General features: G+C 71.4%; 15 protein-coding genes and 1 tRNA gene. 9 read left to right on the forward strand and 7 right to left on the reverse strand.

From position 1 onward, the window contains the following. Nucleotides 1-81 precede the first annotated feature (81 nt). Together IE251_RS11575 and IE251_RS11580 are read right to left on the reverse strand one after the other, a co-directional pair. Nucleotides 82-1161 carry a metallophosphoesterase gene (locus IE251_RS11575; protein ID WP_189752794.1) on the reverse strand — a complete coding sequence of 360 codons (1080 nt, stop codon included), beginning with the start codon at nucleotides 1159-1161 and terminating at the stop codon, nucleotides 82-84. A gap of 281 nt (nucleotides 1162-1442) precedes the next feature. Then, a complete protein-coding gene (locus tag IE251_RS11580; protein WP_030786254.1) occupies nucleotides 1443-2555 on the reverse strand; it encodes a LacI family DNA-binding transcriptional regulator in 1113 nt (370 codons plus the stop codon). Nucleotides 2556-3008: 453 nt separating this feature from the next. Here IE251_RS11580 and hisC point away from each other — a divergent pair, with 453 nt between their 5' ends. Beyond that, entirely contained in the window at nucleotides 3009-4088 is a 1080-nt protein-coding gene (hisC, locus tag IE251_RS11585; protein ID WP_189752795.1) for a histidinol-phosphate transaminase, read from the forward strand. Nucleotides 4089-4173: 85 nt separating this feature from the next. Here the strand turns inward: hisC and IE251_RS11590 are convergent, their stop codons facing one another. Then, a complete protein-coding gene (locus IE251_RS11590; RefSeq protein ID WP_189752796.1) occupies nucleotides 4174-4551 on the reverse strand; it encodes a cyclophilin-like fold protein in 378 nt (125 codons plus the stop codon). Nucleotides 4552-4761: 210 nt separating this feature from the next. On the opposite strand from IE251_RS11590, the gene IE251_RS11595 reads away from it, so the two are divergent. Genes IE251_RS11595 through cydD form a run of 3 tightly spaced genes read left to right on the forward strand, consistent with a single transcriptional unit; the run spans nucleotide 4762 to nucleotide 10925 of the window. Continuing rightward, a complete protein-coding gene (locus tag IE251_RS11595) occupies nucleotides 4762-6270 on the forward strand; it encodes a cytochrome ubiquinol oxidase subunit I (RefSeq protein ID WP_189752797.1) in 1509 nt (502 codons plus the stop codon). A gap of 15 nt (nucleotides 6271-6285) precedes the next feature. Next, nucleotides 6286-7293, forward strand: coding sequence for a cytochrome d ubiquinol oxidase subunit II (gene cydB, locus IE251_RS11600; protein WP_189752798.1), 1008 nt, complete (start codon nucleotides 6286-6288; stop codon nucleotides 7291-7293). Nucleotides 7294-7352: 59 nt separating this feature from the next. After that, nucleotides 7353-10925 (forward strand): thiol reductant ABC exporter subunit CydD, encoded by a 3573-nt coding sequence (cydD, locus tag IE251_RS11605; RefSeq protein WP_189752799.1) that lies wholly within the window; start codon nucleotides 7353-7355, stop codon nucleotides 10923-10925. 49 nt (nucleotides 10926-10974) lie between these two features. Here the strand turns inward: cydD and IE251_RS11610 are convergent, their stop codons facing one another. The 4 genes from IE251_RS11610 to IE251_RS11625 all read right to left on the reverse strand — a co-directional run bounded on the left by IE251_RS11610 (nucleotide 10975) and on the right by IE251_RS11625 (nucleotide 15638). Next, entirely contained in the window at nucleotides 10975-11844 is an 870-nt protein-coding gene (locus IE251_RS11610) for an HAD-IIB family hydrolase (RefSeq protein ID WP_229896702.1), read from the reverse strand. Between the two features lie 87 nt (nucleotides 11845-11931). Beyond that, a complete protein-coding gene (locus IE251_RS11615; protein ID WP_189752800.1) occupies nucleotides 11932-12834 on the reverse strand; it encodes an LLM class flavin-dependent oxidoreductase in 903 nt (300 codons plus the stop codon). 210 nt (nucleotides 12835-13044) lie between these two features. Continuing rightward, a complete protein-coding gene (locus IE251_RS11620; RefSeq protein ID WP_189752801.1) occupies nucleotides 13045-14799 on the reverse strand; it encodes an SDR family oxidoreductase in 1755 nt (584 codons plus the stop codon). Beyond that, entirely contained in the window at nucleotides 14796-15638 is an 843-nt protein-coding gene (locus tag IE251_RS11625) for a M24 family metallopeptidase (RefSeq protein WP_189752802.1), read from the reverse strand. Before IE251_RS11625 ends, IE251_RS11620 begins: the two co-directional genes overlap by 4 nt. A gap of 239 nt (nucleotides 15639-15877) precedes the next feature. Here IE251_RS11625 and IE251_RS11630 point away from each other — a divergent pair, with 239 nt between their 5' ends. The 5 genes from IE251_RS11630 to IE251_RS11650 all read left to right on the forward strand — a co-directional run bounded on the left by IE251_RS11630 (nucleotide 15878) and on the right by IE251_RS11650 (nucleotide 19756). Next, nucleotides 15878-16843, forward strand: a complete 966-nt coding sequence (locus tag IE251_RS11630; protein WP_189752950.1) for an ABC transporter ATP-binding protein — start codon at nucleotides 15878-15880, stop codon at nucleotides 16841-16843. Further along, nucleotides 16833-17741, forward strand: a complete 909-nt coding sequence (locus tag IE251_RS11635; protein WP_189752803.1) for an ABC transporter permease subunit — start codon at nucleotides 16833-16835, stop codon at nucleotides 17739-17741. Before IE251_RS11630 ends, IE251_RS11635 begins: the two co-directional genes overlap by 11 nt. Next, complete coding sequence (locus IE251_RS11640) at nucleotides 17738-18649, forward strand: ABC transporter ATP-binding protein (RefSeq protein WP_189752804.1); 912 nt, start codon at nucleotides 17738-17740, stop codon at nucleotides 18647-18649. The genes IE251_RS11635 and IE251_RS11640 overlap by 4 nt, the downstream gene beginning before the upstream one ends. 10 nt (nucleotides 18650-18659) lie before the next feature. Next, complete coding sequence (locus tag IE251_RS11645; RefSeq protein WP_030786209.1) at nucleotides 18660-19379, forward strand: ABC transporter permease subunit; 720 nt, start codon at nucleotides 18660-18662, stop codon at nucleotides 19377-19379. A gap of 290 nt (nucleotides 19380-19669) precedes the next feature. Further along, nucleotides 19670-19756: transfer RNA gene (locus tag IE251_RS11650), tRNA-Ser, on the forward strand. The last annotated feature ends 18 nt before the right edge of the window (nucleotides 19757-19774 follow it).

Genomic DNA, 19774 nt, shown 5'->3' on the forward strand with positions numbered 1-19774 from the left:
GCGCGCGATGACAGGGGATTGCCGGAAATTGCCCTCCGGCCTGCGCGTACGCGGTCCCGGGGACGCCTGGCCGGGGAACGCTCAGTCGTTCAGCGGCAGTTGCTGGACCAGCAGCTTTCCGGCCATGGTCACTCCGCCGTCCATGGCGATGGCGAGCCCGTCGGCGTAGACGTGCGGCCCCTCGACGACCGGGCCGGTGCCCTCCTCGCCGTCCTCGGAGCCGACCTCGCCGAGGAGGTAGGGGATGGGGCTGTGCCCGTGAACGACGCGGGTGCCGCCGTACGTGTCGAGGAGGGTGCGCACGGCGTCGGCGCCGCCCTCGTCGCGGAAGGAGAAGCGCTTGGTGAACTTGCGGAACAGGTCCCAGACCTCGTCGGCGTCGTTACGGGTCAGGGTCTCGCGGACGGTGTCGTTGACCGCCTCGATGGAGTCGCCGTAGTCGAGGTAGGCGGTGGTGTCGGAGTGGATGAGCAGATAGCCGTCGACCACCTCCACGGCGTCGAGGCGGGCCATCCACTGCAGATGGTGGTCCTGGAGGCGGTCCATGTCGGTCTTCTGGCCGCCGTTGAGCAGCCAGGCCGCCTGGAAGGTGGCGGTGCCCGCTCCGGAGTTGACGGGCGTGTCGCCGAACCGTTTGGCGCCGAGCAGCAGCAGTTCGTGGTTGCCCATGAGGGCCTTGCAGTAACCGCCTGCCGCGGCGGCCTCGGCGGACAGCCGCATGACCAGGTCGATGACACCGATGCCGTCCGGGCCGCGGTCGGTGAAGTCACCGAGGAACCACAGCCGGGTGGTGCCGGCGCACCACTGGCCCGAGGCGTCGATCAGGCCCTGCTCCTGCAGGGCGGCCACCAGCTCGTCCAGGTAGCCGTGGACGTCGCCGACGACGTAGAGCGGTCCGGGCCCGGTCGCGGGCTGCGGGGCCGGCGGGGCGGGGACCGGCTCGACGGGGAGCTGGAGGGTGTCACCGCGGTTGATGACCGGCAGGTCGCGCTGGGTGGGGGTGTAGCCCTCGGGGTACGCCTCGTCGCCGGCCGGGACGGCGTTGCCGGGGTGGGTGCCGCCGGCGTACGGACCGGTCTCGTGTACGTACGCGGGTACCCGGAAGTCGCGCAGCGTCGCCGTCCGCTCCGCCTCGGGTCCCTGACCGGCCCCCTGAGTCATCAGACCCCTCCACCATCGCGCCGCATCTGCACCGCTTCGGACTGCCTGGTCGCAGCGGTCCGCGGTGTCGTGGGGCCCATCATAGGAATGCGCGTCGCGCCGTGTGATGACCCAGGGGTGGTGAATCGGAACAAGACTCCGGTTCACCGCGGCTTTCGCCCTGTTTGGGCAGATGTTCGACCGGCTGTGGGCCGATTGGTCCCCCGGCCGACCGGTTCTCGCGCCGCACCGGACGCGCCCCGTGTCGCGTCCGCCGTGCCGCCCCGGGACGTCCCGGGGCGCTACCGGTCGTCCGGGGTGCGTGGCGGGCTGACCGTCGTGCGCGGGGACCGCCGCTGGGAGGAGGTACGCACGATCAGCTCGGTCGGTATCACCTGCTCGACCGGCTGCTCGGACTCGACGCCCTCGATCGCGTCGATGAGCAGCTGGACGACGGCGGTGCCGATGCGGCGTGGCTTCAGCGACAGCGTGGTGACGGGCGGCTCGGTGCTGGCGTACATGGTCGACTCGCTGCAGCACACCAGCAGCAGGTCGTCGGGGACGCGCAGGCCGTAGCGGCGGGCGGCGGCGAGCAGATCGGTGCCGTTGGGGTCGAACAGCCCGTAGACCGCGTCGGGCCGGTCGGGGCGGGCGAGCAGCCGGTCGGCGGCGACGGCGCCCGCGCACGGGTCGTGCGCCGGGTACGCCTCGTAGACCGGGTCCTGGCCGACCCGTTCGCACCAGCGCAGGTACGCGGTGGTGGACAGATGGGTGTAGGTGTCCGTCGAGGTGCCCGTGAGCAGGCCGATGCGGCGGGCGCCGGCGTCGGCGAGATGGTCGAGGATGCCGAGTACGGCGGCCTCGTGGTCGTTGTCGACCCAGGCGGTGACGGGGAGGGAGCCGGCCGGGCGGCCGTCGGAGACGACCGGCAGTCCCTGCCGGACGAGCTCGCTGACCACCGGATCCTGGTCGGAGGGGTCGATGACGACCGTGCCGTCCAGGGCCACGTTGGACCAGACGTCGTGGCGGGAGGTCGCGGGCAGGATGACCAGGGCGTAGCCGCGGGCGAGCGCGGCCGAGGTGGCGGCCCGGGCCATCTCCGCGAAGTACGCGAACTCCGTGAAGGTGAAAGGTTCATCCCCGTAGGTCGTCACGGTCAGGCCGATCAGGCCCGACTTGCCCGTACGGAGGGTCCGGGCGGCGGCCGAGGGCCGGTACCCGAGTCGGTCGGCGACCTCGCGGACGTGGCGCCGGGTGGCATCCGGGAGCCGGCCCTTGCCGTTGAGGGCGTCGGACACGGTCGTGATGGAGACCCCGGCGGCGGCGGCGACGTCTCTGATGCCCGCCCGGCCCGGCCGACTGCCTCGACGTGAGGTTTCCGCGCGGCTCACCTGGTGCTTCCCTGCTGCTGTCATGGCGAGCCGATAGTAGGGCTCATGCGGCGGGGTGGTGCGGCCGCATATGCCCACCTTGGGAGGCACGTTTCTGCATGGCCATATGGCGTCAAGTGCCTTAGAAACAAAGGCGGTTGTCGGGTTACAGGGTAAGACGCGATGTGCCGAGGCGCACGGACCTGCCAAGCGTCCGATGTTTCGAAGAGGTCTCAACTCACCTGCACGGGCGACGCGCGCCAGGGCGCAAGCCACCGGCGCGTAGATATATGTACGGCGCGCCCCCCGAAACACACGCCTTCGTGCGGTGACGCCCCCGATGCCGGCCGAGCCGCATGATCGGCGCCTTCCCCGGGGCCCGGGGTCATGGGTCCGGCAGTGCCGGGCCTGTACTCAGCCGGGCCGAATCCTCTTATGGTGATGAGTATTGGAAGCCGGCGCGTCGACGGTCCGCCGGTGATCGCGAGGAGGACTGCGGTGAGCGAGACAAGCCCCAAGCTGCGCGCCGAGCTGGAGGGTATCCCCACCTACAAGCCGGGCAAGCCGGCCGCGGCCGGCGGCCCGGTCGCCTACAAGCTGTCCTCCAACGAGAACCCGTACCCGCCGCTGCCGGGCGTGCTGGAGACCGTGACCGCCGCGGCCTGCGACATCAACCGCTACCCGGACATGTCCGGCGCCGGGCTGATGAACGAGCTGTCCGACCGCTTCGGTGTGCCGCTGTCCCACCTGGCGACCGGGACCGGCTCGGTGGGGGTCGCCCAGCAGCTGATCCAGGCCACCAGCGGTCCCGGCGACGAGGTGATCTACGCCTGGCGGTCGTTCGAGGCGTACCCGATCATCACGCAGATCAGCGGCGCCCGGTCGGTCCAGGTGCCGCTGACGCCGGGCGATGTGCACGACCTGGACGCGATGGCGGACGCGATCACCGACCGGACGCGGCTGATCTTCGTGTGCAACCCCAACAACCCGACCGGCACGGTGGTGCGACGGGCCGAGCTGGAACGGTTCCTCGACCGGGTGCCCGGGGATGTGCTGGTGGTGCTGGACGAGGCCTACCGGGAGTTCATCCGCGACCCCGAGGTGCCCGACGGTGTGGAGCTGTACCGGGAGCGGCCCAATGTCTGTGTGCTGCGGACCTTCTCCAAGGCCTACGGGCTGGCCGGGCTGCGGATCGGTTTCGCGATCGCCCATGAGCCGGTGGCGGCGGCCCTGCGCAAGACGGCGGTGCCGTTCGGGGTGAGCCAGCTGGCACAGGAGGCGGCGATCGCCTCGCTGCGGGCCGAGGACGAGCTGCTGGGCCGGGTCGGCTCGCTGGTGTGTGAGCGCACGCGCGTGGTCGACGCGCTGCGGGGCCAGGGCTGGACGGTCCCGGAGACGCAGGCCAACTTCGTGTGGCTGCGGCTGGGGGAGCGCACCGTCGCGTTCGCGCAGGCCTGCGAGGAGCACGGGGTGGTGGTCCGGCCGTTCCCGGGCGAGGGTGTGCGCGTGACGGTCGGCGAGGCCGAGGCGAACGACATCTTCCTGAAGGTGGCGGAGGCGTTCCCCAAGGAGCGGTGACTCGGCGGTGGCGCCCGGTGCCGTGGGAGCTGTGGCTCCCCGGTGGCGCGGGAACGCCGTGAGGGACTGTGATCCCGTGGCGGGATCAGTCCTCGATCAGTTCCAGACGGATGGGGTCGCCGGCTCGTACGGTCGCCAGGAGGCCGGCGTCCCCGTCCAGGCTGCCGAGGATGTTGCACGGGCTCGCGAGGCGGCACTCCCCGTCGTGCGAGATCGGCGTGGGTCCGTAGGGGAGGGCGAGGGCGTTGCCCTCCGTCCAGAAGGCGACCGTGCCCGGCTCCACGACCTGACGGGCGTCCGTTTCACGTGAAACAGAGACGCCTGTGTCGAAATACACCTCCTCACCCCATGTACTCGCGGTCGAGGCGAGGGGCAGTGCCTTGGCGAGGGCCTGCACGGTCGGGGTGCTTGCGTCGAGGCTCGCGGTGATGCTGCCCGCGGGCCAGGAAATGCGTATCTGCATGGCGCGCAATTCAACAAGATGTTGAAGTCACTGCCAAGGTCTTGACGCCACGGCGATAGGGGGGACCCCCCTGGTTCGGCCGAAAATCAGTGCGTCATAATGGCTTGTGAATGTGAACGCGTTCACAAGCGCGTCCCGTTTGCTCCTGTATGAGGGCAACAAACAGGGGCAAACCGCCGCTGACCACGCCGTAGTAAGGAGAGTGACGACGTGGACCTGGCTTTGGCGCCGGAGACACTGGCGCGCTGGCAGTTCGGCATCACCACCGTCTACCACTTCCTGTTCGTTCCGTTGACGATCTCCCTGGCCGCGCTCACGGCCGGGCTGCAGACGGCCTGGGTGCGCACGGAGAAGGAGAAGTACCTCAGAGCGACCAAGTTCTGGGGCAAGCTCTTCCTGATCAACATCGCCATGGGCGTGGTCACCGGCATCGTGCAGGAGTTCCAGTTCGGCATGAACTGGTCGGACTACTCGCGCTTCGTCGGTGACATCTTCGGCGCCCCGCTCGCCTTCGAGGCGCTCATCGCGTTCTTCTTCGAGTCCACGTTCATCGGCCTGTGGATCTTCGGCTGGGACAAGCTCCCGAAGAAGATCCACCTGGCCTGCATCTGGATGGTCTCGATCGGCACGATCCTGTCGGCGTACTTCATCCTCGCGGCCAACTCCTGGATGCAGCACCCGGTCGGCTACAAGATCGACAAGGCGAGGGGCCGGGCCGAGCTGACCGACTTCTGGGCCGTGCTGACCCAGAACACCGCCCTCACCCAGGCCTTCCACACGCTCTCTGCGGCCTTCCTGACCGGCGGCGCCTTCATGGTGGGCATATCCGCCTACCACCTGGCCCGCAAGAAGCACATCCGCGCGATGAAGACCTCGCTGCGGCTCGGTCTGATCACCGTGGTCATCGCCGGTCTGCTCACCGCGATCAGCGGCGACACCCTCGGCAAGGTGATGTTCAAGCAGCAGCCGATGAAGATGGCCGCCGCCGAGGCGCTGTGGGACGGCCAGAAGCCCGCGCCGTTCTCGATCTTCGCCTACGGCGACGTGGAGAAGGGTCACAACAGCGTGGCCATCGAGATCCCGGGCCTGCTCTCCTTCCTCGCCGACGACAACTTCACCTCGTACGTCCCCGGCATCAACGACGTCAACAAGTCCGAGCAGCAGAAGTTCGGGCCCGGCGACTACCGGCCCAACATCCCGGTGGCCTTCTGGGGCTTCCGCTGGATGATCGGCTTCGGCATGGCCTCCTTCGCCATCGGGCTGGCCGGACTCTGGCTGACCCGCAAGAAGTTCATGCTGCCGCAGCACCTCAGGGTCGGTGAGGACGAGGTGCCGCACCTGGTGCTGTTCAAGAAGCAGGCGCTCGGTCCGAAGCTCACCCCTTGGTACTGGCGCATCGCGACCTGGACGATGGCCTTCCCGCTGATCGCCAACTCCTGGGGCTGGATCTTCACCGAGATGGGCCGCCAGCCGTGGGTCGTCTACGGCGTCCTGCAGACCCGGGACGCGGTCTCCCCCGGTGTCTCCCAGGGCGAGGTCATCACCTCGATGGCCGTGTTCACCGCGCTGTACGCGATCCTCGCCGTGATCGAGGTCAAGCTGCTCGCGAAGTACGTCAAGGCCGGCCCGCCCGAACTCACCGAGGCCGACCTCAACCCGCCCACGAAGATCGGCGGCGACACCCGTGACGCCGACAAGCCGATGGCCTTCTCGTACTAGGCCGGGGGAACAGTCATGGAACTTCACGACGTCTGGTTCGTCCTGATCGCCGTCCTGTGGACCGGCTACTTCTTCCTGGAGGGCTTCGACTTCGGAGTCGGTGTCCTCACCAAGCTGCTGGCCCGGGACCGAGCCGAGCGCCGGGTGCTGATCAACACCATCGGCCCGGTCTGGGACGGCAACGAGGTGTGGCTGCTCACCGCGGGCGGCGCGACCTTCGCCGCCTTCCCCGAGTGGTACGCCACCCTCTTCTCCGGCTTCTACCTGCCGCTGCTGCTCATCCTGGTCTGCCTGATCGTCCGGGGCGTCGCCTTCGAGTACCGGGTCAAGCGGCCCGAGGAGAACTGGCAGCGCAACTGGGAGACGGCGATCTTCTGGTGCTCGCTCCTTCCGGCGTTCCTGTGGGGCGTGGCCTTCGGGAACATCGTGCGGGGCGTGAAGATCGACCAGCACTTCGAGTATGTCGGCGACGTCTGGGATCTGCTCAACCCCTACGCCCTGCTCGGCGGCCTGGTGACGCTCACGCTGTTCACCTTCCACGGGGCGGTCTTCACCGCGCTCAAGACCGTCGGCGACATCCGGGTGCGGGCGCGGAAGCTGGCCCGGCGGGTCGGCCTGGTGGCGACCCTCGTGGCGCTGGCCTTCCTGCTGTGGACACAGGCCGACAGCGGTGACGGCAAGAGCCTGGTCGCCGTGATCGTGGCCGTCGCCGCCCTGGTCGCCGCGCTGGTGGCCAATCAGGCCGGACGGGAGGGCTGGGCGTTCGCGCTGTCCGGGGTCACCATCGTGGCCGCCGTGGCGGTGCTCTTCCTCTCGCTCTTCCCGAACGTCATGCCGTCCACCCTGAACGGGGACTGGAGCCTGACGGTCACCAACGCCTCGTCGAGCCCCTACACCCTCAAGATCATGACGTGGCTGGCGGCGATCGCCACCCCGCTCGTCGTGCTCTACCAGGGCTGGACCTACTGGGTGTTCCGCAAGCGGATCGGGACGCAGCACATCGCTCCCGACGCCGCTCACTGAGTCCGCCGGGGGTGTGTTTCACGTGAAACACACCCTCTGGACCGAAGGGCATGTTTCACGTGAAACCAATCGACCCACGCCTACTGCGGTACGCCCGTGCCACCCGTCTCTTCCTCGTGGCCGTCGTCGGCCTGGGGGCCGTGGGAGCCGGGCTGGTCATCGCTCAGGCGATGCTCGTCGCCGAGATCGTCGTCGGCGCGTTCCAGCACGGTCAGTCGGCGGCCGGCCTGCGCACTCCCCTGCTGCTGTTGGCGGCCGTGGCGGTCGGGCGGTCGTTGGTCGCGTGGCTCACCGAACTCGCGGCGCACCGGGCCGGCGCGGCGGTGAAGTCGGAGCTGCGCGGGCGGCTGCTGGACCGGGCGGCGGCGCTCGGCCCGGGATGGCTGAGCGGGCAGCGGACCGGCTCGCTCGTGACCCTGGCCACGCGCGGGGTCGACGCCCTGGACGACTACTTCTCGCGCTATCTCCCGCAGCTGGGGCTGGCCGTGGTCGTGCCGGTGGCGGTGCTGGCCCGGATCGTCACGGAGGACTGGGTGTCGGCGGCGATCATCGTCGGCACCCTGCCGCTGATTCCGCTGTTCATGATGCTGATCGGCTGGGCGACCCAGTCCCGGATGGACCGTCAGTGGCGGCTGCTGTCCCGGCTGTCCGGCCACTTCCTGGACGTGGTCGCGGGGCTGCCGACGCTGAAGGTGTTCGGCCGGGCCAAGGCCCAGGCCGAGTCCATCCGGCGGATCACCGGGGAGTACCGGCAGGCCACGCTGCGCACCCTGCGGATCGCCTTTCTCTCCTCCTTCGCGCTGGAGCTGCTGGCCACGCTGTCCGTCGCGCTGGTCGCCGTGACGATCGGGATGCGGCTCGTCCACGGGGACATGGACCTGTACACCGGGCTGGTGATCCTGGTGCTGGCGCCCGAGGCGTATCTGCCGCTGCGGCAGGTGGGGACGCAGTACCACGCGGCGGCGGAGGGGCTTGCCGCCGCGGAGGAGATCTTCTCCGTGCTGGAGACGCCGGTCCCGGTGTCGGGCACGGGCGCGGTGCCGGCGGGCACCGTGGCCTTCGAGGATGTCAGCGTCCGCTATCCCGGGCGCTCGTCGGACGCGGTGACCGGGGTGTCGTTCCGTGTGGAACCCGGTGAGACCGTGGCGCTGGTCGGACCGAGCGGGGCGGGCAAGTCGACGCTGCTGAGCGTGTTGCTGGGATTCGTACGGCCCACCGGGGGGCGGGTGCGGGTCGGGGGAGCCGATCTCGCCGGCCTGGACCTGGAGGAGTGGCGGTCGCGGATCGCATGGGTGCCCCAGCGGCCGCACCTGTACGCCGGGACCATCGCGGAGAACGTGCGGCTGGCCCGGCCCGGGGCCGATGACGGTGCCGTGCGGCGGGCGCTGCGGGACGCGGGCGCGTGGGAGTTCGTGGCGGCGCTGCCGGACGGGGTCGACACCGTGCTCGGAGAGGACGGGGCCGGGCTGTCGGCGGGGCAGCGGCAGCGGCTCGCGCTGGCCCGGGCGTTTCTCGCGGACCGGCCCGTGCTGTTGCTGGACGAGCCGACGGCCGCGCTGGACGGTGTGACCGAGGGGGACGTCGTGGCGGCGGTGCGGAGGCTGGCCGCCGGGCGGACCGTGCTTCTGGTCGTGCACCGGCCCGCGTTGCTGGGGGTGGCCGACAGGGTCGTACGGCTGGATGGTGCGGATATCGCGAAGTCCTCGGTGGATGGCCGGACTCCCAGGGGGCTCCGGCTCCTGGACTCCCGTCCTCGCCCACTCGGTGGTCCGGAGGACGGACCGGCGGAGTCGTCGCTCGGGCTGCCGGAGGGCGGGCTTGGGGGAGATCGGCTCGGTGGGCCGGAGGACGAACCGATGGACGGCGGTGCCGGTCCGCGGGGGCGGAGTGTCCTGGCGCGGGTTCGCGCCCTGGGCGGCGGGGCCCGGGGGCGGCTGGCCGGGGCCCTGGTGCTGGGGAGTCTGGCGCTGGGGAGTGCCGTCGGACTGATGGCGACCTCCGGCTGGCTCATCTCGCGGGCCTCGCAGCAGCCACCGGTGCTGTATCTGATGGTGGCCGTGACCGCGACCCGTGCCTTCGGTATCGGGCGGGCCGTCTTCCGCTATGCCGAGCGGCTGGTCTCGCACGACGCCGTCCTGCGGATGCTGGCCGACACCCGGGTGGCGGTGTACCGGCGCCTGGAACGCCTCGCCCCCGCGGGGCTGCGCGGCACCCGGCGCGGCGATCTGCTCACCCGGCTGGTCGCGGATGTGGACGCCTTCCAGGACTACTGGCTGCGCTGGCTGCTGCCCGCCGGAGTCGCCGTCGCCGTCTCCGCCGCCTCCGTCGGCTTCACGGCCTGGCTGCTGCCCGAGGCCGGCGCCGTCCTCGCGGCGGGTCTGCTGGCGGCGGGCGCCGGCGTGCCCCTGCTGACCGCGGCCGTGGCCCGGCGGACCGAGCGGCGGCTGGCGCCCGCCCGTGGCGTCCTCGCCACCCGGGTGACCGACCTGCTCACCGGCACCGCGGAGCTGACCGTCGCCGGCGCGCTGCCGGCCCGTACGGACGCGGCCCGGCGAGCGGATCGCACCCTCACCGGGATCGCCGCGCGCGCCGCCGCCGTCACCGGACTCGGGGACGGCCTCACCGCGCTGGTCTCCGGGCTGACCGTCACGGCCACCGCGCTGTTCGGCGCCCAGGCGGTGGCGGCCGGCCGGCTGGGCGGAGTGGCCATGGCCGTGGTCGTACTGACCCCGCTGGCCGCCTTCGAGGCCGTCCTGGGGCTGCCGCTCGCCGTGCGGCACCGGCAGCGGGTGCGGCGCAGCGCGGAGCGGGTGTACGAGATCCTGGACGCCGCCGAGCCCGTACGCGAGCCGGAGCGGCCCCGGCCGGCGCCCGTCACACCGTTCCCGGTGGTCCTCAAGGGCGTGGCCGCCCGGTACGAGGGACAGCGGGGGGAGGCGCTGGCCGGGCTTGACCTGACGCTGGAGCGGGGGCGCCGGATCGCGGTGGTGGGGGCCTCCGGTTCGGGCAAGACGACCCTCGCGCAGGTGCTGCTGCGGTTCCTGGACCCGCGGGCGGGCTCGTACACGCTCGCCGGGGTGGACGCGTGCGCGGTGGCGGGGGACGACGTACGGCGGCTCGTCGGGCTGTGCGCGCAGGACGCGCACCTCTTCGACAGCTCGGTGCGCGAGAACCTGCTGCTGGCCAGGAAGGACGCGTCCGAGGCGGAGCTGCGCGCGGCGCTGGCCCGGGCCCGGCTGCTGGACTGGGTCCAGTCGCTGCCCGACGGTCTGGACACGCTCGTCGGCGAGCACGGGGCCCGGCTGTCCGGCGGGCAGCGGCAGCGGCTGGCGCTGGCCCGGGCGCTGCTGGCCGGCTTCCCGGTGCTGGTCCTGGACGAGCCCGCGGAGCATCTGGACCTGGCGACGGCGGACGCGCTGACCGCCGATCTGCTGGCCGCGACCGAGGGCCGTACCACGCTGCTGATCACCCACCGGCTGGCGGGGCTCGACGCGGTGGACGAGGTGATCGTGCTCGACGCGGGCCGGGTGGTGCAGCGCGGGCCGTACCGGCGGCTGCTGGCCGAGGACGGCCCGCTGCGCGAGATGGCCGTGCGGGAGTCCGAGGCGGAGGCGCTGGCGGGAGTGTGCTGAGGCGTGCCGTCCCGGACGGGGCGGGCGGCGAGGGGCGGTGGGGCGTCGGCTACCCGCGGTCGGCGAGGAGCTGTTCGATCACCACCGCCACGCCGTCGTCGTTGTTGGCGACGGTACGGCCCGACGCGGCGGCGATGGCGTCCGGGTGGGCGTTGCCCATCGCGTACGACTGCCCGGCCCAGGTCAGCATCTCGACGTCGTTGGGCATGTCCCCGAAGGCCACGACCTCCTCGTGCGAGATGCCGCGCTCGGCGCAGCACAGGGCGAGGGTGCTGGCCTTGGACACGCCGGGGCCGCTCAGTTCCAGCAGGGCGCTGGGGCTGGAGCGGGTGACATTGGCGTGGCCGCCGACCGTCAGCCGGGCCAGCGTGAGGAAGGCGTCGGGGTCGAGGGAGGGATGGTAGGCGAGGATCTTGAGGACGGGCTGGCCGGCGGCCGGGCCGTCGGGGGCGAGCAGCTCCTCGGCGGGCAGCACGGCGTCCGGTATCTCCATGTGCAGCTTGGGATAGTCCGGCTCCTGGTGGAAGCCGTAGGTCTGCTCGACCGCGAACACCGTGCCGGGGGCCGCCTCGCGCAGCAGTCGTGCGGCGGCCAGGGCGTTCTCCCGGGCCAGCTCGCGGACCTTCACGAACCGGTGGGCTCCGGGACCGCCATGCAGGTCGACCACGGCGGCGCCGTTGCCGCAGATCGCCAGGCCGTGGCCGTGGACGTGGTCGCTGACCACGTCCATCCAGCGGGCGGGCCGGCCGGTGACGAAGAAGACCTCGATCCCGGCCTCCTCGGCGGCGGCCAGCGCGGCGACGGTCCGCGCGGAGACCGACTTGTCGTCGCGCAGCAGAGTGCCGTCGAGGTCGGTGGCGATCAGCCGCGCCGGCAGGGCGGCGGCAGGGGTCCCGTGCTGTCTGGTCGCTGAGGTCACCCGGCCATTCTCGCGCAGGCGTCCGCACGGCCGTGCGGTACTGCGCACAGATGAGACACAGACGACGTCCCGCAGCGGGAGCCCCGGTCAGTCCAGCTGGGCGAGCGCCTCCATGGCGATCTGCTCGAAGACCTTCTCGTCCGTCGCGAAGACCGAGTCCGGGACGGGCCAGTGGATCACGATCTCGGTGAAGCCCAGCTCGCGGTGGCGGCCGGCGAAGTCCACGAAGGCGTCCAGGGACGACAGAGGCCGGGCGCGGTCCGGGGTGAAGCCGGTGAGCAGGACCTTGTCCAGTCCGGTCACGTCCCGCCCGGCGGCCTCGCACGCCTCGGCCAGCCTGCCGATCTGGCCGCGCAGGGCCTCGACGGACTGCTCCGGCGTACCGGTCTCGTACAGCTTCGGGTCGCCGGTGGTCACCCACGCCCGGCCGTACCGCGCGGCGAGCTTCATACCGCGCGGGCCGGTGGCCGCCACGGCGAACGGCAGCCGGGGCCGCTGCACACAGCCCGGGATGTTCCGGGCCTCGTGGGCCGAGTAGAAACGCCCCTCGTAGGTCACCGTGTCCTCGGTGAGCAGCCGGTCGAGGAGGGAGACGAACTCGGCGAACCGGTCCGCGCGCTCCCGCGGGGTCCAGGGCTCCTGGCCGAGGGCCGTCGCGTCGAAACCGGTGCCGCCCGCGCCGATGCCCAGGGTGATCCGGCCGCCGGAGATGTCGTCCAGGGAGATCAGCTCCTTGGCGAGGGTCACCGGGTGGCGGAAGTTCGGCGAGGTGACCAGCGTGCCCAGGCGCAGCCGGTCGGTGACCGCGGCGGCGGCCGTCAGGGTCGGGACGGCACCGAACCAAGGGCCGTCACGGAAGCTGCGCCAGGTCAGATGGTCGTAGGTGTACGCCGTGTGGAAGCCGAGCTGCTCGGCGCGCACCCACGCCGAACGGGTGCCTTCGTGCCAGCGGCGGTACGGAAGGATCACGGTGCTCAGACGCAGACTCATGGGTCCGAGCGTAAGCGGGCCCGTCGGCATCGAACGAAACGGTCACCGTGCGCGGGCACCTCATGGACCCGCCGGAGGGAGACGCAGATCACCCGGGTTTTCCCGGCCGGAGGTTTGATCCACAACGAAGTGGGGTTATCCACAGGCGAATTGACGAAACTGTGGACAACCGGAGGGGACGTGACGCCCGCGGGCGCCCGTCCCCCGCCCTCACAGCCTCGGCTCCACCCGCGCGATCCTCCGCAGCAGCCCCGGCGCGAACCGGGACAGCAGATGGGCGCCCTTGGCCTCCGGGGTCACCGGAGCCACCGGCCTGTCCCGGGCGACCGCGTCCAGGATCGCGTCCGCCACCTTCTCCGGCGGATAGTTCCGCAGGCCGTAGAGGCGGGCGGACCGCTGCCGGCGACGGCGCTGTTCGGCCTCGTCGACGCCGGTGAACCGGGCCGTGGCCGTGATGCCGGTGTTGACGATGCCCGGGCAGACCGCCGTGACCCCGATCCCCTTCGGCGCCAGCTCCGCGCGCAGGCACTCGGAGAGCATCAGCACGGCCGCCTTGGAGGTGCTGTAGGCCGGCAGCATGCGCGAGGGCTGGTAGGCCGCCGCCGAGGCCGTGTTGACGATGTGGCCGCCCTGCCCGCGCTCGGCCATGCGGGCCCCGAAGAGCCGGCAGCCGTGGATGACGCCCCACAGGTTCACGTCCAGCACCGAGCGCCAGTCGTCGGTCGTCGTGGTGAAGAACGAGCCCGACAGGCCGATGCCCGCGTTGTTGACCAGCACGTCCAGTACGCCGTAGGCACGGTGGACCTTCTCCGCGAGCTTCTCCATGGCCTGCTCGTCGGAGACGTCGGCCGGCTCGGCCCATGCCTCGGGCGCGCCGACCAGCCGGCACAGCTCCGCGGTGCGGGCCGCGGACTCGGCGTCCCGGTCGACGGCGATCACCCGCGCCCCGGCCTCCGCGAAGGCGAACGCCGTGGCCCGTCCGATGCCGCTGCCCGCGCCCGTGATCAGCACCAGCTGCCCGGCGAACCGTTCGGCGTGCCGGCCGGTGGGGCGCGGGACGGGCCGGCCGCCTTCCACGGACACGACGAACTCCTCGATCCACGCCGACAGCTGATCGGGGCGGGTGCGCGGCACCCAGTGCCCGGCGGGCAGCGTGCGGCGGGTCAGCCGGGGCACCCACCGGTCCAGGTCGTCGTACAGCCGCTCGGAGAGGAACACGTCCTCCTGGGGGGTGATGAGCTGTACGGGCGCGTGGGCGTAGGCGTCCGGGCGGGGCCGGCGCAGCCGGGCGCGGACGTTGTCCCGGTAGAGCCAGGCGCCGTGCGCGGCGTCCGAGGGGAGGGAGCCGGTCGGGTAGTCGCCGGCCGGGACCCGCTCGGCCCGCTCCAGGATCCCGGGCCAGCGCTTGCCGAGCGGGCCGCGCCAGGCCAGTTCGGGCAGGGCCGGGGTGTGCAGCAGGTAGACGTACCAGGACTTGGCGCCCTGGCCGAGGAGCTGGCCCACCCGCCGGGGCGTCGGACGCTTCACGCGCGCGTCGATCCAGTGCCCGAAGTGATCGAGGGACGGCCCCGAGATCGAGGTGAACGACGCGATACGGCCCTCCGTGCGGCCGACGGTGACGAACTCCCAGGACTGCACCGAGCCCCAGTCGTGCCCGACGAGGTGCACCGGCCGGTCCGGGCTGACCGCGTCCACGACGGCCAGGAAGTCGTCGGTGAGCTTGGCGAGGGTGAAGCCGCCGCGCAGGGGCTTCGGCGCGGTGGAGCGGCCGTGGCCCCGGACGTCGTACAGCACCACGTGGAAGCGGTCGGCCAGCCGTACGGCCACCTCCGACCAGACCTCCTTGCTGTCCGGGTAGCCGTGCACCAGGACGACGGTCGGCTGGGCCGGGTCGCCCAGCTCGACCACGCACAGGTCGACCCCGCCGGTACGCACCCGGCGCTCGCGCGCACCCTTCAAGGTCATTTCTCCTCCGCCCAGCGCCGCACGTGCGGCAGATCGTCGTCCAGCCAGAACGCGCTCTCCTCGGCGTCCCGGGAGTCGGTGACCACCAGGATCTCCTCGAACTTCGCGCCCGTGCCCCGGAAGCCGAGGTGCGGTTCGACCGCCCACAGGCCCGGTCGCGGCGGGTGGTCCGAGAAGCGGTACGGAGACCACAGCGGAGACCAGCCCTCGCGGTGGCCGTGCAGCGCGTCGGAGGCCAGGCCCTTCAGGGACTGCGTGCCGAAGCCGAACAGATGCGGCGACCAGCGGCGCCGCCGTACCCGGTCCACCTTGTGGGCGATCACCCCGAAGGGGTAGGCGCGGTGCCGGTTGGCGTAACCCTGGCGGACCATCAGCCGGTCCACGTCCTGGTAGATCTCCCGCAGCGGGCGCCGCTCGCGCACCTCGCGCAGGATCAGCTCCCGGTGCGCCTCCAGGTCGGCCATCAGCCGGTCCTGCACCGGGTTCACGCCCAGCGAGCCGGAGTAGCCGACGTCGGCCGGGTAGCCCTCGTACACCGGCGCCAGGTCCAGGATGAACGGCATCCCCGGCTCCAGGGCGCGGTCGGTGGGGAAGAACTGGAGCGGGATGCGGAAGTTCGCGAAGGCCGTGCGGTCGCCGAACCAGGCGAAGGGGAGGTGGAACCAGTCCCGCACCCCGCGCTCGCGCAGCCACTCCCGCTGCATCCGCGCCGCCTCGCGCTCCGTCACGCCCGGTTCGAGCCGGGCCGCGACGGCCTCCGCGCATTCGTAGGCCAGGCGCTGCACCCGTTTGAATCCCCGCAGGTCCGCGGGGGTTTCGCTGCTCACTGCCGTCGTCATGCCGCCCCGTCCCGTCGAGCGCGCTACGCGTCCGTAACTTGACACAGGCGAATCTGGCACTTGTTAGAGGTGGCGTCAATAGGCGGGATCAAGGGCCGCGGACGACGGCCGTCCGCCGCGCCCGGGCTTCCCCTGGGTGGGTGACCCTCAGGGTCCCGTAATACCTGGGGCGGACGAGGAAACGGCTCTGAGGTCTGACGACGAACGTGGTCCGGATCACTACCGTCGAAGGCGTGACTGTGATCGCGACCGAAAGCCTGAGCAAGCGGTTCCCCCGGGTGACCGCGCTCGACCGGCTGTCCGTGGACATCGGGCCCGGTGTGACCGGACTCGTCGGGGCCAACGGCGCCGGCAAGTCCACCCTGATCAAGATCCTGCTGGGGCTGTCCCCCGCCACGGAGGGCCGGGCCGAGGTGCTCGGCCTCGACGTCGCCGCCAAGGGCGCCGCCATCCGCGAGCGCGTCGGGTACATGCCGGAGCACGACTGCCTCCCGCCGGACGTCTCGGCCACCGAGTTCGTCGTCCACATGGCCCGCATGTCCGGCCTGCCGCCCGCCGCCGCGCGTGAGCGCACCGCCGACACCCTGCGCCACGTGGGGCTGTACGAGGAGCGCTACCGCCCCATCGGCGGCTATTCGACCGGCATGAAGCAGCGCGTGAAGCTCGCCCAGGCCCTGGTGCACGACCCGAGACTGGTCTTCCTGGACGAGCCGACCAACGGACTCGACCCGGTCGGCCGGGACGAGATGCTCGGCCTGATCCGCCGCATCCACAGCGACTTCGGCATCTCGGTCCTGGTCACCTCCCACCTGCTGGGCGAGCTGGAGCGCACCTGTGACCACGTCGTCGTCATCGACGGCGGCAAGCTGCTGCGCTCCAGCTCCACCACCGACTTCACCCAGACCACGACCACCCTCGCGATCGAGGTCACCGACAGCGACGCACACCCCGACGGCACCCGCGCGCTCCGCGAGGCGCTGCACGCGCGCGGTGTCGCCACCCACGCGGAGGCCGGCGGACTGCCCGGAGCCGGGCACATCCTGCTGCTGACCGCCACCGGCGAGGACACGTACGACCTGGTCCGCGACGTGGTCGCCGACCTCGGCCTCGGCCTGGTGCGCATGGAACAGCGCCGGCACCACATCTCCGAGGTCTTCACCAGCGGTGACGAACAGCGCAAGGAGGCCGTCGGCCATGGCGGTTGAGCATCCCCCGGCAATGCCCACCGGCGACCAGAGCCGCATCCACGACATCGGCTACCGCGGCTACGACGGCCCCCGCCTCGGCCGTTCCTACGCCCGCCGCTCGCTGTACTCGCAGTCCCTGCGCGGCGCCTACGGCCTCGGCCGCTCGGTGAAGTCCAAGGTGCTGCCGATGCTGCTGTTCGCGGTGATGTGCGTGCCGGCCGCCATCATGGTGGCCGTCGCCGTCGTCACCAAGGCGCACGAACTGCCGGTGTCCTACACCCGGTACGCGATCGTCACCCAGGCCGTGATCAGCCTGTACGTCGCCTCGCAGGCACCCCAGGCGGTCTCCCGCGACCTGCGCTTCAAGACCGTGCCGCTGTACTTCTCGCGGCCCATCGAGACCGCCGACTACGTCCGCGCGAAGTTCGCGGCGCTCGCCTCGGCGCTCTTCATCCTCACCGGCGCCCCGCTGCTGGTGATGTACGTGGGCGCGCTGCTGTCCAAGATGGACTTCGCTCATCAGACCAAGGAATTCGCCCAGGGACTGGTCTCCGTGGCTCTCCTCTCGTTGCTCTTCGCCGGCATCGGCCTGGTCATCGCCGCCTTCACCCCGCGCCGAGGCTTCGGCATCGCCGCCGTGATCGCCGTACTGACCATCTCCTACGGGGCGGTCTCCACCCTCCAGGCCATCGCCGACACCCAGGGCAGCAGCTCCGCCGTGCCGTGGATCGGGCTGTTCTCGCCGGTCACGCTGATCGACGGCGTGCAGTCCGCGTTCCTCGGCGGCAGCTCCGCCTATCCGGGCGGCACCGGTCCCTCCGGCGGCCAGGGCGTGGTCCACGTCCTGTTCGTGCTGGGCCTGATCGCCGCCTGCTACGGCCTCCTCATCCGCCGCTACCGCAAGGTGGGACTGTGACCACCCTGAAGATCGACCACGTCTCCCGCTGGTTCGGCAACGTGGTCGCCGTCAACGACATCACCATGACCATCGGCCCCGGGGTCACCGGACTGCTCGGGCCCAACGGCGCCGGAAAGTCCACCCTGATCAACATGATGGGCGGCTTCCTCGCCCCCTCCACCGGCACCGTCACCCTCGACGGGCAGCCGGTGTGGCGCAACGAGGCCATCTACCGGCACATCGGCATCGTCCCCGAACGGGAGGCGATGTACGACTTCCTCACCGGCCGCGAGTTCGTCCTCGCCAACGCCGAGCTGCACGGCCTCGACGCCAGGGCCGCCCAGCGCGCCCTGGCCACGGTGGAGATGGAGTACGCGCAGGACCGGAAGATCGCCACGTACTCCAAGGGCATGCGGCAGCGCGTGAAGATGGCGAGCGCCCTGGTGCACGACCCGTCACTGCTCCTGCTGGACGAGCCGTTCAACGGCATGGACCCGCGCCAGCGCATGCAGCTGATGGACCTGCTGCGCAGGATGGGCGACGAGGGCCGTACGGTGCTGTTCTCCTCGCACATCCTCGAAGAGGTCGAGCAGCTCGCCCGGCACATCGAGGTCGTCGTCGCCGGACGGCACGCGGCCAGCGGCGACTTCCGCCGGATCCGCCGTCTGATGACGGACCGACCGCACCGCTACCTGGTGCGCTCCAGCGACGACCGGGCCCTCGCGGCCGCGCTGATCGCCGATCCCTCCACGGCCGGCATCGAGGTCGACCACGCCGAGGGCGCGCTGCGCATCCAGGCCGTCGACTTCGGCCGCTTCACCGCCCTGCTGCCGAAGGTCGCCAGAGACCACGGCATCCGGCTCCTCACGGTCTCGCCGTCCGACGAGTCCCTGGAGTCCGTCTTCTCGTATCTGGTCGCGGCGTAGGAGGCCGAAGATGTACGACCCCACCGTCGCCCGGCTCACCTACCGGGCGCTGCTCGGCCGTCGCCGGGCCCTCATCCTCGGCGCGCTGCCGCTGCTGCTGATCGTGATCTCCGTGGCCGTGCGCGCCCTGACCGGGGCCGACGACCAGACCGCCTCCGACGTCCTCGGCGGCTTCGCGCTCGCCACCATGGTCCCGATCATCGGCGTGATCGCGGGCACGGGCGCGATCGGCCCGGAGATCGACGACGGCTCCGTGGTCTATCTGCTGTCCAAGCCGCTGAAACGGCCCACGATCATCGTCACCAAGCTCATCGTCGCCATCGCCGTGACCATGGTCTTCTCGGCCGTGCCGACGCTGATCGCGGGCCTGATCCTGAACGGCAACGGCCAGCAGGTCGCCGTCGCCTACACGGTCGCCGCGCTGGTCTCCTCCATCGCCTACTCGGCGCTGTTCCTGCTGCTGGGCACGGTCTCCCGGCACGCGGTGGTGTTCGGGCTCGTCTACGCCCTGGTCTGGGAGGCGCTGTTCGGCACCCTGGTGCCGGGCGCGCGCACCCTGAGCGTCCAGCAGTGGTCGCTGGCCGTCGCCCACAAGATCGCCGACGGACCGCTGGTGACCTCCGACGTGGGCCTGCCGACGGCCACCGTGCTGCTGGTGGCGGTCACCGTCCTGGCCACCTGGTACGCCGGTCAGAAGCTGCGGTCGCTGACGCTCGCCGGCGAGGAGTGAGGAAGCCGGGGCCGCCTCCTGGGCGCCCCTTCTCCACGCGCCTTTTATTCGGTGGCGTCCGATTCGGCGGCGGGGCACAGTGGTCGTGCACCGTCCGCCGGGATCGTCCCGGCGACATGAACCGGGAGTGGAGGTGGGCGATGTCCATGCACGGCAGTACGCCCGGCTCCCGTCAGGGCGGCCCGAGGCCGGCTCCGGAGTAGTCCACCATCTCTCCGTAGAGCCAGGGAACCGCCCGGGGCGGCCGCTTCGAGCACGCGAGCGCCATGCTCGCGTGAGGCCGCCCACCCGGAGGATTGGCCGAGTGGCAAGGCACCGGCTTGCTAAGCCGTGGTCGGGCTGGAAAGCCCGCGCACGTTCGATCCGTGCATCCTCCGCGAGACATTGCCACTGGG

It is taken from the genome of Streptomyces eurythermus (assembly GCF_014649115.1).
Classification (GTDB): domain Bacteria; phylum Actinomycetota; class Actinomycetes; order Streptomycetales; family Streptomycetaceae; genus Streptomyces; species Streptomyces eurythermus.